The following is a 16,458-nucleotide window of genomic DNA, read 5'->3' as shown; positions in this document are numbered from 1 at the left end:
GGTTACTCGATAACTTTAGGGACCAGGAATAAGCCGTTTTCGGTGGCTGGGGCGTTGGCCAGCATGGCGTCGCGTCCGGATTCTGAGCCGGTTTCGGTAACGACATCTTCACGCAGTCTGAGGGTTATGTCTTCATGCGCGGATAACGGATGGGCAAGGGGCTCGACACCGGTAGTATCCACGGATTGCAGCTTCTCGATCAGTCCCAGAATATTATTCAGTTCGTTCAGGGCCAGCTCCTTTTTTTCAGGAGTCAGTTCCAGTCGTGCCAGGCGCGAAATACGCGTTACATCTTCTAGGGAGAGTGACATATAATTCTTGCGATATAAAAATAAAAAGAAAAAAGGACGTATACAAAAAATAAAATAAAATACTGTGGAATTCAGTAAAGAAAACAGCACAAGGTTACAAAGAAAACAATGTGTTGGCGCACTAAATCCGATAGTTGGCAGCAATTTTCAGTTATCATTATAAGTTATCTTAATCGTTATGTGCGCTGGGCTTGTCGCTGCGCTTTTATCTCCTCTAAAATTTTTACCTGCGCGAAAAATGTTCGGATTTTTAAGAAGTTATCTGTCAACAGATATGGCTATTGACCTGGGTACCGCCAATACCCTGATTTACGTTCGTGGAAAAGGCATTGTGCTTGATGAACCTTCGGTCGTTGCGATTCGCCACGAAGGTGGTCCCAATGGTCGTAAAATCATTCAGGCAGTCGGTCATGCCGCCAAGCAAATGCTGGGACGTGTTCCAGGCAATATCGAAGCCATTCGCCCCATGAAAGATGGGGTAATTGCCGACTTTACCGTTACCGAGCAAATGATCAAGCAGTTTATCCGTATCATTCATCCACGCAGCATGTTTGCGCCAAGCCCTCGCATCATCGTGTGTGTGCCATGCGGGTCCACCCAGGTAGAACGACGCGCCATTCGTGAGGCGGCCATGGGAGCAGGTGCAAGCCAGGTTTATCTTATCGAAGAGCCCATGGCGGCTGCCCTGGGTGCCGGGCTTAATGTTTCGGACGCCAGCGGTTCCATGATTGTGGATATTGGTGGCGGCACTACTGAAGTAGCCATTATTTCGCTGGGTGGCATGGTTTACAAGGGATCCGTGCGTGTGGGTGGCGATAAATTCGATGAAGCGATTATCAATTATATTCGCCGTAACCATGGCATGTTGATTGGTGAGCCCACTGCCGAACTGATTAAAAAAGAAATCGGATCCGCTTTCCCGGGTACCGAAGTCCGCGAGATGGAAGTCAAGGGCAGGAACCTGTCCGAAGGTGTGCCGCGCAGCTTTACCGTTTCATCCAACGAGATTCTCGAGTCATTGTCCGACACCTTGAACCAGATTGTCTCTGCGGTTAAAATTGCCCTGGAGCAAACGCCGCCGGAACTAGGCGCAGACATTACCGAAAAAGGTATCGCATTAACGGGTGGTGGGGCTTTACTGAAAGACCTTGACAGGTTGCTCCAGGAAGAAACCGGCTTGCCAGTGGTCGTGGCCGATGATCCCCTTACCTGCGTTGTCAAAGGGTGCGGAGAAGCACTTGAGCATCTGGAAAAACTGGGTCCCATCTTTATTAATGACTAATTCCCTTAGCAACTGAATTTTTCATCGGGCCGTACCTGTACGGTATGGCCTGGTCCATGTTGTCCTTCTTTCCACGGTTGTTTTATGCAGCAGAACAGATCGATCCGTTTATTCAAACATGGGCCGGCTGCAGAGGTAAGACTGTTTTTCCTGGTCTTGTTATGTATTGGGTTGATGATTACCGATTCCGGCTGGCGGGTGCTTGATCCCATTCGGCAGGCGACAGCGGTTGTCCTTTATCCCTTTCAGAAAGCAGCCTTGTGGCCACGCGATGTCGTTGCCAAATTCAATGACTGGTCCAATATCGTGGCCATCGCCAAGCAGGAAAGCGAGGCAGTGCAGCACCAGCGCATAGAGCTGGCACAAATTTCCGCTCATGCGGCACAGATGGCAGCTGAGAACGTTCAGTTGCGAAGGTTGCTGGGCATTAAAAATACGGCCCAGACCCCATCGGTGGCGGTGGAAATCCTGTACACAGCACCTAACCCCCTGAACCAGACCATGGTTCTGACCAAAGGTAGTAATCATGGCATTGAACCGGGCATGCCGGTAATCGGTGAAGGTGGGGTGGTGGGTCAAATTCGCAGGGTCACCGCCATGACTTCTGAGGCGGCCCTGATTACCGATGAAAAAGTCTCCATTCCCGCCATGGTATTGCGCAATGGCCTGCGGGTGATTGTTTTTGGTTCCGGACAGGGTGGCAAGCTCGAAGTCAGGTATTTGTCCATGGATGCGGATATCAGGGTAGGTGATACCCTCACGACCAGTGGTATTGGCGGTATTTATCCGGCAGGCCTGTCCATCGGTACCGTGACCGCCATCGAGGCCAACTCGGCCGAAGGGTTTGTCCGGGCGGTGGCTGAGCCCTCTGCCCACCCCGAACGCTACCGCCATTTTCTGGTCTTGCTGGTGCCTACCGACGAGGTCCCGGGAAAGGATGAACTTGATATTTTGGCCAAGGCGCCAACTACTACAAAACATGGCAAGAATTGATTCATGGCGAATAAAAACCTGAAGTCGTTGCAGCCCCTGCAATCCACCCAGTATTCCTATATTGTCAATCCGGTATATGGCTGGGGAACCATTATTTTTGTCTGGATGGCATCCATGCTTCCCTGGCGCAGCTGGGAAGGCTCGCCCGATTTACTGATACTGGTTCTGGCATTTTGGTGTGCGCATGAAGTAAAAGGGGTGGGCTTGCTGGCCGCCTTTTGCTTTGGCTTCCTGATGGATGTACATGACATGAATATTTTGGGCGAGCATGCCCTTACCTATGTCTTTGTCATCTACGGCACCCTGACCATTCGAAAACGCATGATGCGGTTTGGTGTTATCAGCCAATTAATTCACATGTTCCCGATTTTTTGCCTGGCCCCCATACCCAGTCGTCTGATGCAGGCATGGTTTGCCGGTGTTTGGCCAGGTTGGGTATGGGTCTGGTCTGGTGTGATTACAGGGGTATTGTGGCTTGCCGCCGACCTTATCCTGAAACTGCCGCTGCGTCCGGTGGAGGATGATGATGCAACCATCTAGCTTGGGTACAGGAAAGGCTTATGTTTGAATTCAGGAAACAGGCAATGCGCCAGCGGCGGCAACTGATCACCCGGGTTGTGGTGGCCGTGCTGTTTGTGCTTTTGTGTTTCGGGATTCTGGTGAACCGCTTATGGGTCTTGCAGGTAGAACGGTACCAGGGCCTGTCTGAACGGGCGGAAAGAAACCGCATTACACTGGTGCCGATTACCCCACGCAGGGGTGATATCGTTGACCGCAATGGTGTCGTCCTGGCCCGCAGCCATCGTGACTATACGCTTGAAATGGTGCGCGGGCAAGTCGGAGATATTCCAAAAATGCTCGAACAGCTGGAGCAGATCATTCATTTGTCGCCACTCGAGTTACGGCGCTTCAAGCGTCGGCTGGGCAGCTCAAACCGTTTTGCGTCAGTCCTGCTTAAAAGCAACCTGACCGATGACGAAGCGGCTACCTTCGCCGCACATTCATACAAGTTCAAGGGGGTCAGCCTGAAGGCACGCTGGGTACGGGAATATCCCGAGGGCGAGTCGGCGGCCCATGTTATCGGGTATGTCGGCCGGATTTCCGAGCGTGACCAGGAGCAGCTTGAAGAAAAAGGGCTGGAGGGCAATTACCGGGGCACCGAGGTGATTGGCAAGAAAGGCATTGAAGCCAGCTATGAAGAAAGGCTGCATGGCAAAACCGGTTGGGAAGAGGTTGAAATTGCCGCTTCCGGCAAGCCGGTGCGGGTCTTGAAAAGAACCGATCCGATTCCCGGCGACAACTTGCGGCTGTCGCTTGATATGGGCTTGCAGAAACTGGTTGAGGGTATTTATAACGATCCCAAGAATCCCCAGAGGGGCGCCCTGGTTGCCATTGATCCACGTAACGGGCAAGTGCTGGCTTATGTATCTGCTCCCTCGTACGATCCCAATTTGTTTGTGGATGGCATTGACGTTGAAAACTGGCGTCGGCTGTCTGATTCTCCCGACCATCCCCTGATCGACCGGCCTATTTACGGTACTTTTCCGATTGGTTCTACCTACAAGCCATTTGTGGCACTGGCTGCATTGACGCTGGGCGTACGTGATCCCAATGCCAAAATTCCCGATCCGGGTTATTTTGAATATGGTGGTCAACGTTTTCGTAATGCCGGCGGAGCGGCCTATGGGCCAACCAATATGCACAAGGCGATTGTGGTCTCTTCAGATACGTATTTTTTTAGCCTCGGTCCTTTGATTGGGGTCGATGCCTTGCATGATTTTTCCCAGCAATTTGGTTTTGGCAAGAAAACCGGCATTGATTTGATGCACGAGAAAAAAGGGATTTTGCCTTCCCGTGAATGGAAGAAAAATGCGTTCAAGAATCCGGCCCAGCAAAAATGGATTCCGGGCGATACCATTTCGGTTTCTGTCGGGCAGGGCTATAATTCGCTGACCATCACCCAGCTGGCACAGGCGACGGCAACCTTGGCGGCCAATGGTGTTTATACCAAGCCGCATCTGGTTAACTGGATAGAAAACCCGGTACTGAAAACCGTTGAGCAAACGGTCTCGGAGCCTGAGTATAAGGTGGATGTGGCGCAAGAGCACATAGACCTGGTGAAGTCGGCATTGTCCGATGTAAATGCCACCGGTACGGCCAGAAGGATTTTTGCCGGTGCCGGCTATGAGTCCGCCGGAAAAACCGGCACGGCCCAGGTATTTAGCCTGAAAGGCACTAAATACAAGGCTGAAGCACTCAACAAACGCTTGCATGATCATGCCCTGTATATGGGGTTTGCTCCGGTTGATAATCCCCGGATTGCAGTTGCCCTGATTGTGGAAAATGGTGGCTGGGGTTCCAGTGTGGCCGCCCCAATTGCCCGTAAGGTTTTTGATTACTGGCTGGCACCCGAACGGGCAAATATTCCCGAGTACATCCCCAGTTTTGATGACGAGGAACAGCAAGAAGAGATTTCTCCGGATCTGGAGATCCCGGAAAACATTCCCGCCAATCCGGACGATAATGCGCCGGGACATACACCTGAAATTCTGGCAAGTATCGATATGAACCGGAATGGCAGGGACGACGTGCACAATGATGAGGCAGGGGCATTATGAACCGGGTAATGAGTTGGATTCTAGGTTCCTTGCGTTGCATAGATTGGCCCTTGTTGTTGATCCTTGCTTTGTTGTCAGGCTTGGGCATGACTGTCATGCATTCGGCCGTAGGTGGCACCGATTGGCGGTTTGCCGACCAGGCACGTAATTTTCTGGTTGCCTTTGCCGTTATGTGGGTAGTGGCCATGATCCCCCTGTCCAAAATGATGAAACTGGCCATTCCGTTTTACCTGTCGGGTATAGTACTGTTGCTTGGCGTGGAGTTTTTTGGTATTACCAATAAGGGGGCAACCCGCTGGCTGGACGTGGGTGTTACGGTTGTCCAGCCCTCTGAAATGATGAAGCTGGTGGTTCCGATGATGCTGGCCTGGTATTTTGACAAGCACAGGGCAGAGCTGCGGATTATCGATTTTCTGGCCGCTGGTGTTTTACTGCTTGTGCCGTTTACCCTTATCGTCAAGCAGCCCGACCTGGGGACGGCCTTGCTGGTTTTTGCTACCGGCTTTTTTGTGATTTATTTTGCCGGCTTGTCCTTCAAATTGCTGGCTCCCTTGTTTGTCCTGGGAGTTACTGCGCTGGTCCTTATTTTGTATTATGAGCAAACGCTTTGCGCACCCGGGTTTGACTGGGTAGTGCTGCATGAATACCAAAAACACCGGGTCTGCACTTTGCTGGATCCCAGTACCGATCCGCTTGGCAAGGGTTTTCATACCATTCAGGGCATGATCGCGATTGGCTCGGGGGGTATTTATGGCAAGGGCTATATGCAGGGGACGCAAACCCATCTCGATTTTATTCCCGAACGTACCACCGACTTTATTTTTGCCGTGTTTGCCGAAGAGTTTGGCCTGTACGGCGGAATACTGTTGCTGATTTTGTATTCCCTGCTGTTGCTGCGTGGTTTTTTCATTACCATAAAGGCACGCACCCAGTTTGGCCGTTTGCTGGCCGGTGCCCTTACCATGATGTTTTTTGTTTACGTATTTGTGAACATGGGGATGGTCATGGGTATTCTGCCGATTGTGGGGGTGCCGTTGCCGTTCATGAGCTATGGCGGAACGGCATTGGTTACCTTGGGTTTTGCTTGCGGCTTGCTGATGAGTATTTCAAATTACGAACCCGGCAAATCTTCCATGCCAGAAAACTGATGCACCCCTTGCAGCAGTTTCAGGACCGGGGCAGGCAAGGCGGTGGTTTCAAGCCTGTCAAGGGGAAGCCATTGCTGCTTGCTGCCGTTGCCGTTTTCTTCCCTTAGCGAAAGGTGTGGGCATTTAAGCCAGTATGGCTGTATATGCAGCTTGAAATGGGTGAATACATGCTCGAAGGCTGCCAGCTTGATGGCGGTTTGCCGGGTTTGTTGCCAGTCGTTTTGCAGGGTTAGCAGCTCTTGTTCGCTCTGGAACTCGGGTAGTGACCATAGGCCGCCCCAGATGCCTTGCTCGGGGCGTTGCTGGATCAGGATACGGTCCTGATGCTGCAATACCAGCATTTTCACCGAACGTACCGGTATGGTTTTCTTGATTTTTGGGGTGGGTAATTCTGCCTGCCGGTTTTCCCTCCGGGCATAACAGGATGCCTGCAGGGGACAGACATTGCATTTGGGTTTGCTGCGGGTGCATATGGTGGCACCCAGATCCATTTGTCCTTGGGTATAGGCAGGCATGTCCAGGTCTTTGCTGGCCAATTCGATATTCTCATGCGCTTGATCCCACAGTCTTTTTTCTACTTCCCTTTTGTTGGTTTGTCCTTCAATACCATAGTATCGGGTAAAAATCCTTTTGACATTGCCATCCATGATGGGGGTTTTGGCATCAAAGCAAAAAGCGGCAATCGCATTGGCGGTGGATTGGCCAATGCCCGGCAGGCTCATGATGTCCTGCGCTTGCCGGGGGAAGATGCCTTGCCAGTCCGATACGACGGTTTGGGCGCATTTATGCAGATTTCGGGCGCGAGCGTAGTAGCCAAGGCCGGCCCATAGCGCCAGCACTTCATCCTGGGAAGCGTTGGCCAGGCGGTTGATAGTGGGAAAAGTGGCCAGGAACCGTTCGTAGTATGGAATGACAGTGGCCACCTGGGTTTGTTGGAGCATGATTTCGGATAACCATACTTTATAGGCGTCACGTGTCTTCTGCCATGGCAGGTGATGCCTGCCATGGGTTTTCTGCCAGGCAACGATAAGATCGGCAAATTGCATGTGTTTAGAAATGTGAGTGGCGGGTTACCGACCAGCGGGCTGCCGTTGCGGCCACCAGCATGACCAGTGCAATCGTAAGGACCAGCCATGAGACGGGGGGCAAGGTAAAGCTGAACGGCACCCCATAGCTGTTTGAAAGCAGGGTAATGGCCTGGTTTAAAAAGCCCAGGGTAATCGTGGTGAGCAATACGGCCAGTAAACCGGCCGTCATGCCCGTGATGGCACCAAAATACAGGAAAGGCCGCCGCACAAAGGATTCGGTGGCACCGACCAGGCGGGCAACCGCAATTTCGTCACGCTGCACCAGTGCCTGCATGCGGACTGTATTGAAAACGGTCGTAATCACGATAAGTGCCACCCCGGCAGCCAGCAGGCCGAGCACAATCCTGATGAAATAAAGAATGGCTTCCAGCTTCTGGATCCAGGCACTGTCAAACTGCAGCAGGTCCACTTCGGGCCGCTTGCTCCAGGCCTGCGCCAGCTGTTCTGCGGTTTCGGTTGCACTGGCCTCATCGGACAGGGTGATGACAATCGAGTGCGGCAGGGGGTTTTGTGGCAAGACTTTAAGTGCGTCTGACCAGGTTTCCGATGCTTTTAGCGACTTCAAGGCATCGGCCTTGTCGATGACTTCCAGGGTAAGAATGGATTGGCTGTGTTCGTTTTGCAGCTGGCTGGCCACGGCACGGGTTTGTTCAATGGTGGTTGTCTCTTTCATGAACAGGGAAATGGCCGGATTCACGGATATATTGCGGGCAAGTGGTTCCATGGACACCAGGATGGCACTTGCCAGTAGCGGCAAGGTCAAGACCAGGGCAATCACAATGATATTGGTCAGGGATGAAAAGGGGGTGCCCAGCAGCCGGCGTGCGGCAATGCGAATCGCGTAGAGGTGATGTCTAAGCCAGGTGCTCATTTAATGTTTTCCCAGATCTTTGAAACGGCCGGGCTCCAGCAGCAGGGTCCGGTTGGCATGGCGTTGTAGCAGTGGCATGTCATGGGAGGCAATCAGGGTGGTCACCCCCACGCGGTTGAAATCCCGGAATACCTCTAGAATTCGGCTGGCATTGTCCTGGTCCAGGTTGGCGGTGGGTTCGTCAGCAATCAGGATGGCCGGACGGTTGACGATGGCGCGGGCAATGGCCAGGCGTTGCTGTTCACCCCCTGACAGCGCAATCGGGTTGAGCTTTTCTTTGCCGGAAAGCCCTACCTTGGCAATTGCGGCACGTGCCCTGGAAACCGCTTTATTGTGATCCAGGTTCATCACGGCCAGGGGGAGCATGACATTTTCGAAGGCGTTGCGGTCATACAGCAAATGGGTATCCTGCAAAATGATGCCAACCGCACGGCGCAGGTAGGGCCGTGCCCGTGCCGGCATGCTGTCCAGGCTTTGTCCGTTCACCATGATGGAGCCACGGGTAGGATGTTCAAGCCCACCAATCAACTTGAGCAGGGTGGATTTGCCGGCACCGGACGGGCCAGATACAAAAACAAATTCACCTCGTGAAATGTTGAAGTTGATATCAGCCAGGATATTGGCACTTTGGCCATACGACTTGAAGACGTGCTTGAATTCAATCATGTTTGTTCAGGTAAGGGCGGGCATATAAATCCACATAATGCCAGCATTTTATTGTATTTAGGGCATTTTTTCATGAAACCTCCGATTGTGAAACTTATTTCAGGCAGATGGCCCGTTATATTTTGCGCGTGGTCCGTTCTGGCAGGATCATTTCAAAATTAAATTTTTTTGGGGTGGTATTTATGCAGTGTTGCAACATGTGTATATACGTGTTTTCCGGGGATCTACGCATGCTAATTAAAAGGGCATGTAATTACGATTTATTATATGGATGTTTCAGTCTATACACTGCAGGTTGGTATTTTTCCTTAAAGGCTATACAAACAGGTAATATTTGGGTTACAAATATCCGTTGGTTTGTAAAGTAAATGCTTATGGCTTCCAAAAAAACAAATAAAACGCGTCTTTCCTGGAATGATCCGGCATTCCGCTCCATCGTTTATCAAATTGCAGTGTTGGGTATAGTGGCCTATGTTGCCTGGTATCTGGTTTCCAATACCTTGCATAATCTTTCCATCCGCAATATTACTACGGGGTTTGATTTTCTCGATCGTGAGGCGGGGTTTGCCATTGGCGAGTCGTCTATTGCCTATACACCCGCTGATACCTATAAACGTGCCATCATGGTGGGGATTGTCAATACCCTGCAGGTTTCCGCCCTGGGCATTATTCTGTCAACCTTGCTGGGAACAATTATCGGTGTGGCCAGGCTGTCTACAAATTGGCTGGTGGGCAGGCTGGCTACGGTTTATATTGAAGTCATCCGGAATGTCCCCTTGCTGATCCAGCTGTTTTTCTGGTATGCCCTGATTACTGAAAGCCTGCCCGGCCCCAGGCAGGCCCTAAATCCGGTTGGCGGTGTTTTCCTTTCCAACCGCGGGCTCAAGTTTCCTGCTCTTGAGGGAGCGTCCTTAAGCTGGATATTCTATGGCCTGCTGCTGGCCGTGCTTGGTACTTTTGTCTTTTATTACTGGTCGCGCAAGCGGCAGGATCAAACCGGTAAAACTTTTCCGGTTTTGCGTGCCGGCCTGGGCATGTTGCTGGTTTTTCCCCTGTTGGGTTATTTCATGAGTGGGGCTTCGCTGGCACTGGATTATCCCGAGCTCAGGGGGTTTAATTTTGTTGGTGGCTTGTCCATTTCTCCAGAGCTTTCGGCTTTGCTGGCCGGCTTGGTTATCTATACTTCTGCATTTGTGGCGGAAATTGTCCGCTCCGGCATCCAAAGTATCGGCAAGGGGCAATGGGAGGCTGCCGGTTCGATTGGCTTGGGCAAAAGCAAGGTGTTGCGTCTGGTTATTTTGCCTCAGGCTTTAAGGGTCATGATTCCTCCCATGACCAGTACTTACCTGAACCTGACCAAAAACAGTTCGCTGGCGGTGGCGATTGGCTATCCGGATATCGTGTCCGTGGTCAACACCACCCTGAACCAAACCGGCCAGGCCATTGAAGGGGTTTTAATCATCATGGCTGCCTATCTTACGGTCAGCCTTTCCATTTCGGTATTCATGAACTGGTATAACCGGCATATTGCCCTGGTAGAGCGCTAAGATGAGTCAACATACATTGCCCATTGATTCCGTCCAGCCAGGAAGTCGTCCACCGCCAAAAAATGAAAGCGGTGTTTTGGCCTGGATGCGCAGGAATCTTTTTTCTTCGCCCCTAAGCATCCTGATCACTGCCCTGATTTTGTGGTTCTTGTTAATGACGGCACCGTTGCTGCTCGAGTGGGCCTGGCTCAAGGCCAACTTCACGGCAGGCAGTGGCACAGAGTGCCAGGGTACAGAAGGCGCATGCTGGGCTTTTATCAAGGAAAAATACCGGCTTATCCTGTTTGGTACTTATCCGTATGACGAACAGTGGCGTCCCTTGTTGGCCGTGCTTATTCTGGTGGCCGTTATCGTTTGCAGTGCCATCCGCACTTTCTGGAATAAATGGCTGCTGCTGATCTGGGTTGTTGGCCTGAGTTCGGTAGCCATCCTGATGTGGGGAGGGGTGCTGGGCTTAAGCCCAATTGAAAACAGCCGTTGGGGCGGGTTGCCACTTACCCTTATTCTTGCCACGTTTGGCATTGGCCTGGCTTTTCCCCTAGGTGTTTTGCTTGCCCTGGGACGGCGTTCCCGCATGCCTGCGATCAAGGCCTTGTGCGTGGTCTATATTGAAATCATCCGGGGGGTTCCCCTGATCAGCCTGCTGTTCATGTCGTCGGTCATGTTGCCCCTGTTCCTGCCCGAAGGGGTCACCTTTGACAAGCTGTTGCGCGCGCAAATTGCCATTATCATGTTCACTGCCGCCTATGTGGCCGAAACCGTGCGTGGTGGACTTCAGGCCATCCCCAAGGGACAGCTGGAGGGAGCCGAGTCACTGGGGCTGACCTACTGGCAGCAAATGTATAAAATTGTCCTGCCCCAGGCCCTGAAAATCGTGATTCCTCCCATGGTGAGCATTTTCATTGCCCTGTTCAAGGATACCTCGCTGGTAGTGGTTATCGGCATTTATGACCTGACACTGTCGGCCAAGGCCGCCCTGGCTGATCCGCTCTGGCGTGGCTTCAGTGTCGAGGCCTATTTATTCATTTCGGTTATTTATTTTGTTTTCTGTTTTGCCATGTCCCGCTATGCCAAAAATCTTGAGGCTCGCCTGGATACGGGACACAAGCGTTAAAAGGAGCCTGGTGTGTCAGATATGATTGTCCGTATGGAAAATGTGAACAAGTGGTACGGAAAGTTTCATGTGCTCAGGGATATCAACCTGTCGGTTGCTGCCGGCGAACGTATTGTCATTTGCGGGCCGTCAGGCTCAGGAAAATCCACCCTGATCCGGTGCATCAATCGTCTGGAAGAGCATCAGGAGGGTCGTATTATTGTCGATGGCGTCGAGCTGAGCAATAACCTGAAAAATATCGAGTTGGTACGCCGCAACGTGGGCATGGTGTTTCAGCACTTTAACCTGTTTCCCCATTTGACCGTGCTTGAAAACCTTACCCTGGGGCCGGTCTGGGTCTTGAAAATGCCCAAATCGCAGGCCGAAGCGGTAGCCATGAAGTACCTTGAACGGGTTCGGATTCCAGAGCAGGCACACAAGTATCCTGGCCAGTTGTCCGGCGGGCAGCAGCAACGGGTCGCGATTGCCCGTTCATTGTGCATGAGTCCCAAGGTCATGCTGTTTGATGAGCCTACTTCGGCACTTGACCCTGAAATGGTCAAGGAGGTGCTGGATGTCATGGTTAACCTGGCCGAGGAGTCAGGCATGACGATGCTGTGTGTTACCCATGAAATGGGTTTTGCCAGAAAAGTGGCCGACCGGGTGGTTTTTATGGATGAAGGCCGGATTGTCGAAGAGAACACGCCAGATGTGTTTTTTGATCATCCGGTTCATGAGCGGACCAAATTGTTTTTAAGCCAGATATTGCATTAAAGATGGGCGTGCCGGGCGTTTCGTGTTTTGCTGCCCTGGGCCGCTTCCTGCTCTTTCTGACGCAAGGCTGCCTGGCGGTTTTCTTCTGTAAAACGAAAAAAACGCCTGAAATCGGGTTTCTCACCAAGAAGTGCAGTAAACTTTCATTTTTAGTTTATTCTTGCGTAAGTGATCATGGCAAAACATTACGAGTCAGAAATTACCCAGTTTCTTAAAGGTTACAAAACCGAACACCCTGGTACCGAAAAGCGTCAGCTTGAAGGACGTTCGCTTTTATGGGACAAGCAGCAGGATGCTGAACAGCTTGAACAATTCAAGGCTGCCTGTGTTCCCCAGAAACCTTACGTTTATCAAACCAATTAAGCCATTCCCATGGCAGTCGCCCCAGAGGCAATCGATATACTGGTTGATCCCGAGATAGACAGTACACCCGATGTGGTTGATTCTGTTGCTTTGGCTCGCCTGTACGGTGAGCCCTTATTCAATATCCCGCAAGACCTGTATATTCCCCCTGATGCCCTCGAGGTGTTTCTGGAGGCTTTCGAGGGGCCGCTCGACCTGCTGCTCTACTTGATTCGCAAGCAGAACTTCAATGTGCTGGATATCCCCATGGCCGAGGTTACTCGGCAGTACCTGAGCTATGTTGATCAAATCCGTAGTCAGAACCTTGAGCTTGCCGGCGAGTATCTATTGATGGCCGCCATGCTCATCGAGATAAAGTCCAGGATGCTGTTGCCGGTCCGTAAGTCGGATACCGGTGAAGAGGTGGAGGACCCCCGTGCCGAACTGGTGCGGCGTTTGCTTGAATACGAGAAAATGAAGCTTGCCGCCCAAAAACTGGATGCCTTGCCGCAGCTGGGGCGTGACTTTGAACGTGCCAGTGCGCAGATGGATCTAAGCGTGGAACGCATGTTGCCCGAGGTCAGTACTGATGACCTCAGGCAGGCCTGGCAAGATATCATGAAACGGGCCAAACTGAATGCGCACCACCAGATTACCCGGGAGCAGCTTTCGGTACGCGATCATATGACGCATATATTGCGAAGGTTGTCGGATATCCGTTTCATGGAGTTTACCGACCTGTTCATGGAAAGAATCGAGGAAGGGGAGCCGGCTGCCGTGATTGTGGTGCACTTTATCGCGATGCTGGAACTGGCGCGTGAATCATTATTGGAAATCACCCAAGTAGAGCCCTATGCACCCATCTATGTGCGGCTTGCCTATACAATTGCCGTTGAATAAATTGACGGTCCATAAACAAGAAAGGAAGACAATTGAAAGTAGTTCACACCATTGAGGAATTAAGGGATCAGCTGCGTGGCCAGCTACGGGCTTCCTTTGTCCCCACTATGGGAAACCTTCACGAAGGGCATTTGTCCCTGATGCGCCTTGCCCGGCAGCACGGTGATCCGGTCGTTGCCAGTATTTTCGTTAATCCGCTACAGTTTGGGCCCAATGAGGATTTTGAGAAGTATCCGCGTACCCTCGAAGCGGATATTGCCAAGCTTGAAGAGCGACGCGATGTCTATGTGCTGTTTGCCCCCTCGGTCAAGGAAATGTACCCAGAGCCGCAAAGCTATCGCGTGCAGACCCCTTCCGACTTGGGCAATGTCCTGGAAGGCGAATTCCGTCCGGGTTTTTTTGAAGGCGTGACAACCGTTGTGCTTAAGCTGTTTTCCTGCGTGCAGCCCATGACTGCGGTTTTTGGAAAAAAAGATTACCAGCAACTCATGATTGTGCGAAACATGTGCAGGCAGTTCCAGTTGCCCGTCACCATTTATGCGCATGAAACGGTTCGTGAACCTAGCGGGTTGGCCCTGTCATCGCGCAATCGTTATCTCAGCGATGCCGAGCGTGCCGAAGCCCCCATTCTGTACGCGACCCTTAACCAGGTCAAAGACAGGTTGCAGGCCGGAGAAACCGAACCGGCGGCCCTTGAGGATTTTGCCAGGAGTACGCTGTCCAGGCGTGGGTGGCAGGTTGATTATGTGTCGGTCAGAAAGCAGCTTGACTTGCACGAGCCAACGGCCGAAGACATTGCCAACAAAACACCGCTGGTTGTTTTAGCAGCGGCAAAGCTGGGCGCTACCCGTCTTATTGACAATCTGGAAATCGAGCTTTAATTATCCTGCTCCTGCATAAACGGGTAGGTGTCAAAATCACGAATGGTCCATATAATCTTTTTAAGTCTTATATAAGAGTTAAGGAGGTTATATGGACCATTCAAATCCAGTCCTGGTGCAAAAACTGGCACGACTGACGCCACGTGAAAAAGAAGTACTTAAACTGCTTGGCAAGGGGCTGCCCAACAAGGTAGTGGCTGCCATGCTTGGGGTCACCGAAAGAACCATAGAGGCCCATCGGGCACATATTTTTCGGAAAATGAATGCCAGAAATCTGGTTCATCTATTGTATGGTTTAACGACCCTTGAATTGCTTTGAGTGATTCACGTTCTGTCTTCCATGAGGAACAAATTGTAATCAGATTGCCTCAGGTGTTTATGGCGTGTCAACCCGGTTTGGTGTACATTGTACGCAGGCTGGGTTTTGGCTATCCGGTCGCGCGGTGACGTTTGGCGTGATGGTTGTTTTGCAATGCCATGCCAGCTGGGGCTGTGCCAATCCGATTATCTGTTTTTAAAATCAAATGCGTCATGGAAAAATTCAAAGTCGGCATAACCGGTGGGATTGGATCCGGAAAATCAACGGTTTGCCGTTTGTTTGCCCAATGGAATGTCACCATTATTGATGCCGATGCCATCTCCCATGAATTGACCGGGCCGGGTGGCAAGGCCATCACTGTCATACGGGCTGCTTTTGGCAGCCAGTCCATTAATGCCGAGGGCGGCATGGACAGGGCCTATATGCGACAATTGGCTTTTGATGATGCGGGTGCGCGTCATCAATTGCAAGCCATTATCCACCCCCTTATCAGCCAGGAAATGGCCAGTAAAACGGCCAGTGCCACAGGCGATTACGTTATTTACGATATACCTTTGCTGGTTGAGTCCATTAATAAATACAAAGACTTCCTTGACGTTATCTGCGTGGTTGATTGCGAGGTGTCCGAACAGCTCTTGCGGGTGAAAAGCAGAAGTGGATTGTCGGATGAGGCTATCAGGAATATTATCAAGGCACAGGCCAGTCGTGAACAAAGGCTTGCAGTTGCCAACGAAGTAATATTTAATGGCAGTGGTGTCACCCACGAACAATTAGAGCAACGCGCTTTTGAATTGCATCAAAAATGGTTGTTATCGGCTCGCAAGCTTGCCGGTGCGGGCTGAACGCAAGAAGGAGTGAGATTGATTTTATACGAGTATCCATTTAACGAGCGAATCCGTTCCGTCATGCGCCTGGAGTATTTGTTCAAGCGACTGTTTGCCTTTGCCGGATCCTCTGATCCCATGCAGCAGCACGTGGCGCTGTCGGTGTTGTTTGAAATCATGGATTCGTGTGACCGGGCTGAAGTCCGGACCGGAATTTTGCAGGATATTGATAAACAGAAAACCAATCTCGAGGCTTACCGTCATTATCCCGATGTGGATCTGGCTGCCCTGAACCAGGCGATTGCCGATCTTGAGCGTGTTTCTGCCGCCTTGTCCGGGACCGGGCGCATAGGGCAGGCCACCCGCGAAAATGAGTGGTTGATGAGCCTGAAAAACCGCTTTGCCATTCCTGGCGGTACCTCCCAAATGGATATGCCATCTTACTCCGCCTGGCAGCTGTTTCCTGAAGAAGAGCGCAAGGCTTCCCTGATTAACTGGATCAGGCCTTTCATGCCTTTGTATGATGGTGTGGCCCAGGTACTGAAAATGTTGCGTGAATCAGGTCACTCGGTTGATGCCAGTACCCAGGAGGGAGGTGTTTACCAGGAAATGCTGGGTGGCAAGGTCTATCAGCTTATCCGGGTGTGGGTGCCCGATCATATTCGTACTTATCCTGAAATCAGCGCCAACAAGTATATTATCTGGATTCGTTTTCACCAGTTATCGGCCGGGCAAAAAACAGAACTGCTCACCAGTCCGATTGCTTTTAAAATTGCTCTTTGCAACGTTTAAGCCAACAGG

Annotated in this window: 18 protein-coding genes; 14 read left to right on the top strand and 4 right to left on the bottom strand. The window is 51.5% G+C overall.

Annotated elements, in window-relative coordinates:
* Nucleotides 1-2: 2 nt before the first annotated feature.
* Nucleotides 3-311, bottom strand: a complete 309-nt coding sequence (gene gatC / locus ACM5Q9_RS08030; protein WP_418144214.1) for an Asp-tRNA(Asn)/Glu-tRNA(Gln) amidotransferase subunit GatC — start codon at nucleotides 309-311, stop codon at nucleotides 3-5.
* A 238-nt stretch (nucleotides 312-549) separates the two neighbouring features.
* On the opposite strand from gatC, the gene ACM5Q9_RS08025 reads away from it, so the two are divergent.
* From ACM5Q9_RS08025 to rodA, 5 genes are all read left to right on the top strand, one after another.
* The gene (locus tag ACM5Q9_RS08025) at nucleotides 550-1,593 is read left to right on the top strand and encodes a rod shape-determining protein (RefSeq protein ID WP_169293543.1); all 1,044 of its coding nucleotides are present in this window, start codon (nucleotides 550-552) and stop codon (nucleotides 1,591-1,593) included.
* Between the two features lie 84 nt (nucleotides 1,594-1,677).
* Nucleotides 1,678-2,586 (top strand): rod shape-determining protein MreC, encoded by a 909-nt coding sequence (gene mreC / locus ACM5Q9_RS08020; protein ID WP_418144213.1) that lies wholly within the window; start codon nucleotides 1,678-1,680, stop codon nucleotides 2,584-2,586.
* A 3-nt stretch (nucleotides 2,587-2,589) separates the two neighbouring features.
* Nucleotides 2,590-3,126, top strand: coding sequence for a rod shape-determining protein MreD (gene mreD / locus ACM5Q9_RS08015; protein WP_418144212.1), 537 nt, complete (start codon nucleotides 2,590-2,592; stop codon nucleotides 3,124-3,126).
* A 20-nt stretch (nucleotides 3,127-3,146) separates the two neighbouring features.
* Nucleotides 3,147-5,204, top strand: a complete 2,058-nt coding sequence (mrdA, locus tag ACM5Q9_RS08010) for a penicillin-binding protein 2 (RefSeq protein WP_418144211.1) — start codon at nucleotides 3,147-3,149, stop codon at nucleotides 5,202-5,204.
* Nucleotides 5,201-6,352 carry a rod shape-determining protein RodA gene (rodA, locus tag ACM5Q9_RS08005; protein ID WP_418144210.1) on the top strand — a complete coding sequence of 384 codons (1,152 nt, stop codon included), beginning with the start codon at nucleotides 5,201-5,203 and terminating at the stop codon, nucleotides 6,350-6,352. Before mrdA ends, rodA begins: the two co-directional genes overlap by 4 nt.
* Here the strand turns inward: rodA and mutY are convergent.
* The 3 genes from mutY to ACM5Q9_RS07990 are packed head-to-tail and all read right to left on the bottom strand — an operon-like array spanning nucleotide 6,316 to nucleotide 8,977.
* On the bottom strand, nucleotides 6,316-7,398 hold the full coding sequence (gene mutY / locus ACM5Q9_RS08000) for an A/G-specific adenine glycosylase (protein WP_418144209.1): 1,083 nt from the start codon (nucleotides 7,396-7,398) through the stop codon (nucleotides 6,316-6,318). The genes rodA and mutY overlap by 37 nt on opposite strands.
* A gap of 4 nt (nucleotides 7,399-7,402) precedes the next feature.
* Nucleotides 7,403-8,311, bottom strand: a complete 909-nt coding sequence (locus tag ACM5Q9_RS07995) for a cell division protein FtsX (protein WP_418144208.1) — start codon at nucleotides 8,309-8,311, stop codon at nucleotides 7,403-7,405.
* Nucleotides 8,312-8,977 (bottom strand): cell division ATP-binding protein FtsE, encoded by a 666-nt coding sequence (locus tag ACM5Q9_RS07990; RefSeq protein WP_418144207.1) that lies wholly within the window; start codon nucleotides 8,975-8,977, stop codon nucleotides 8,312-8,314. It abuts the gene before it with no gap.
* Nucleotides 8,978-9,345: 368 nt separating this feature from the next.
* Between ACM5Q9_RS07990 and ACM5Q9_RS07985 the strand changes: the two genes are divergently transcribed.
* From ACM5Q9_RS07985 to zapD, 9 genes are all read left to right on the top strand, one after another.
* Nucleotides 9,346-10,524, top strand: a complete 1,179-nt coding sequence (locus ACM5Q9_RS07985; RefSeq protein WP_418144206.1) for an amino acid ABC transporter permease — start codon at nucleotides 9,346-9,348, stop codon at nucleotides 10,522-10,524.
* Between the two features lie 85 nt (nucleotides 10,525-10,609).
* On the top strand, nucleotides 10,610-11,638 hold the full coding sequence (locus ACM5Q9_RS07980) for an amino acid ABC transporter permease (protein WP_418144358.1): 1,029 nt from the start codon (nucleotides 10,610-10,612) through the stop codon (nucleotides 11,636-11,638).
* A 12-nt stretch (nucleotides 11,639-11,650) separates the two neighbouring features.
* The gene (locus ACM5Q9_RS07975; protein ID WP_418144205.1) at nucleotides 11,651-12,391 is read left to right on the top strand and encodes an amino acid ABC transporter ATP-binding protein; all 741 of its coding nucleotides are present in this window, start codon (nucleotides 11,651-11,653) and stop codon (nucleotides 12,389-12,391) included.
* 174 nt (nucleotides 12,392-12,565) lie between these two features.
* The gene (locus ACM5Q9_RS07970; protein WP_418144204.1) at nucleotides 12,566-12,754 is read left to right on the top strand and encodes a DUF3460 family protein; all 189 of its coding nucleotides are present in this window, start codon (nucleotides 12,566-12,568) and stop codon (nucleotides 12,752-12,754) included.
* A 9-nt stretch (nucleotides 12,755-12,763) separates the two neighbouring features.
* The gene (locus tag ACM5Q9_RS07965) at nucleotides 12,764-13,633 is read left to right on the top strand and encodes a segregation and condensation protein A (RefSeq protein ID WP_418144203.1); all 870 of its coding nucleotides are present in this window, start codon (nucleotides 12,764-12,766) and stop codon (nucleotides 13,631-13,633) included.
* 32 nt (nucleotides 13,634-13,665) lie between these two features.
* The gene (panC, locus tag ACM5Q9_RS07960; protein ID WP_418144202.1) at nucleotides 13,666-14,514 is read left to right on the top strand and encodes a pantoate--beta-alanine ligase; all 849 of its coding nucleotides are present in this window, start codon (nucleotides 13,666-13,668) and stop codon (nucleotides 14,512-14,514) included.
* A gap of 91 nt (nucleotides 14,515-14,605) precedes the next feature.
* Complete coding sequence (locus tag ACM5Q9_RS07955; RefSeq protein WP_418144201.1) at nucleotides 14,606-14,833, top strand: response regulator transcription factor; 228 nt, start codon at nucleotides 14,606-14,608, stop codon at nucleotides 14,831-14,833.
* Between the two features lie 212 nt (nucleotides 14,834-15,045).
* Nucleotides 15,046-15,675 (top strand): dephospho-CoA kinase, encoded by a 630-nt coding sequence (gene coaE, locus ACM5Q9_RS07950; RefSeq protein ID WP_418144200.1) that lies wholly within the window; start codon nucleotides 15,046-15,048, stop codon nucleotides 15,673-15,675.
* An 18-nt stretch (nucleotides 15,676-15,693) separates the two neighbouring features.
* A complete protein-coding gene (zapD, locus tag ACM5Q9_RS07945) occupies nucleotides 15,694-16,449 on the top strand; it encodes a cell division protein ZapD (protein WP_418144199.1) in 756 nt (251 codons plus the stop codon).
* The last annotated feature ends 9 nt before the right edge of the window (nucleotides 16,450-16,458 follow it).

Source organism: Advenella sp. RU8, assembly GCF_048381675.1.
In the GTDB taxonomy this organism is placed as follows: Bacteria; Pseudomonadota; Gammaproteobacteria; order Burkholderiales; family Burkholderiaceae_B; genus Advenella.
This window is presented reverse-complemented; position numbering and strand designations above follow the sequence as displayed.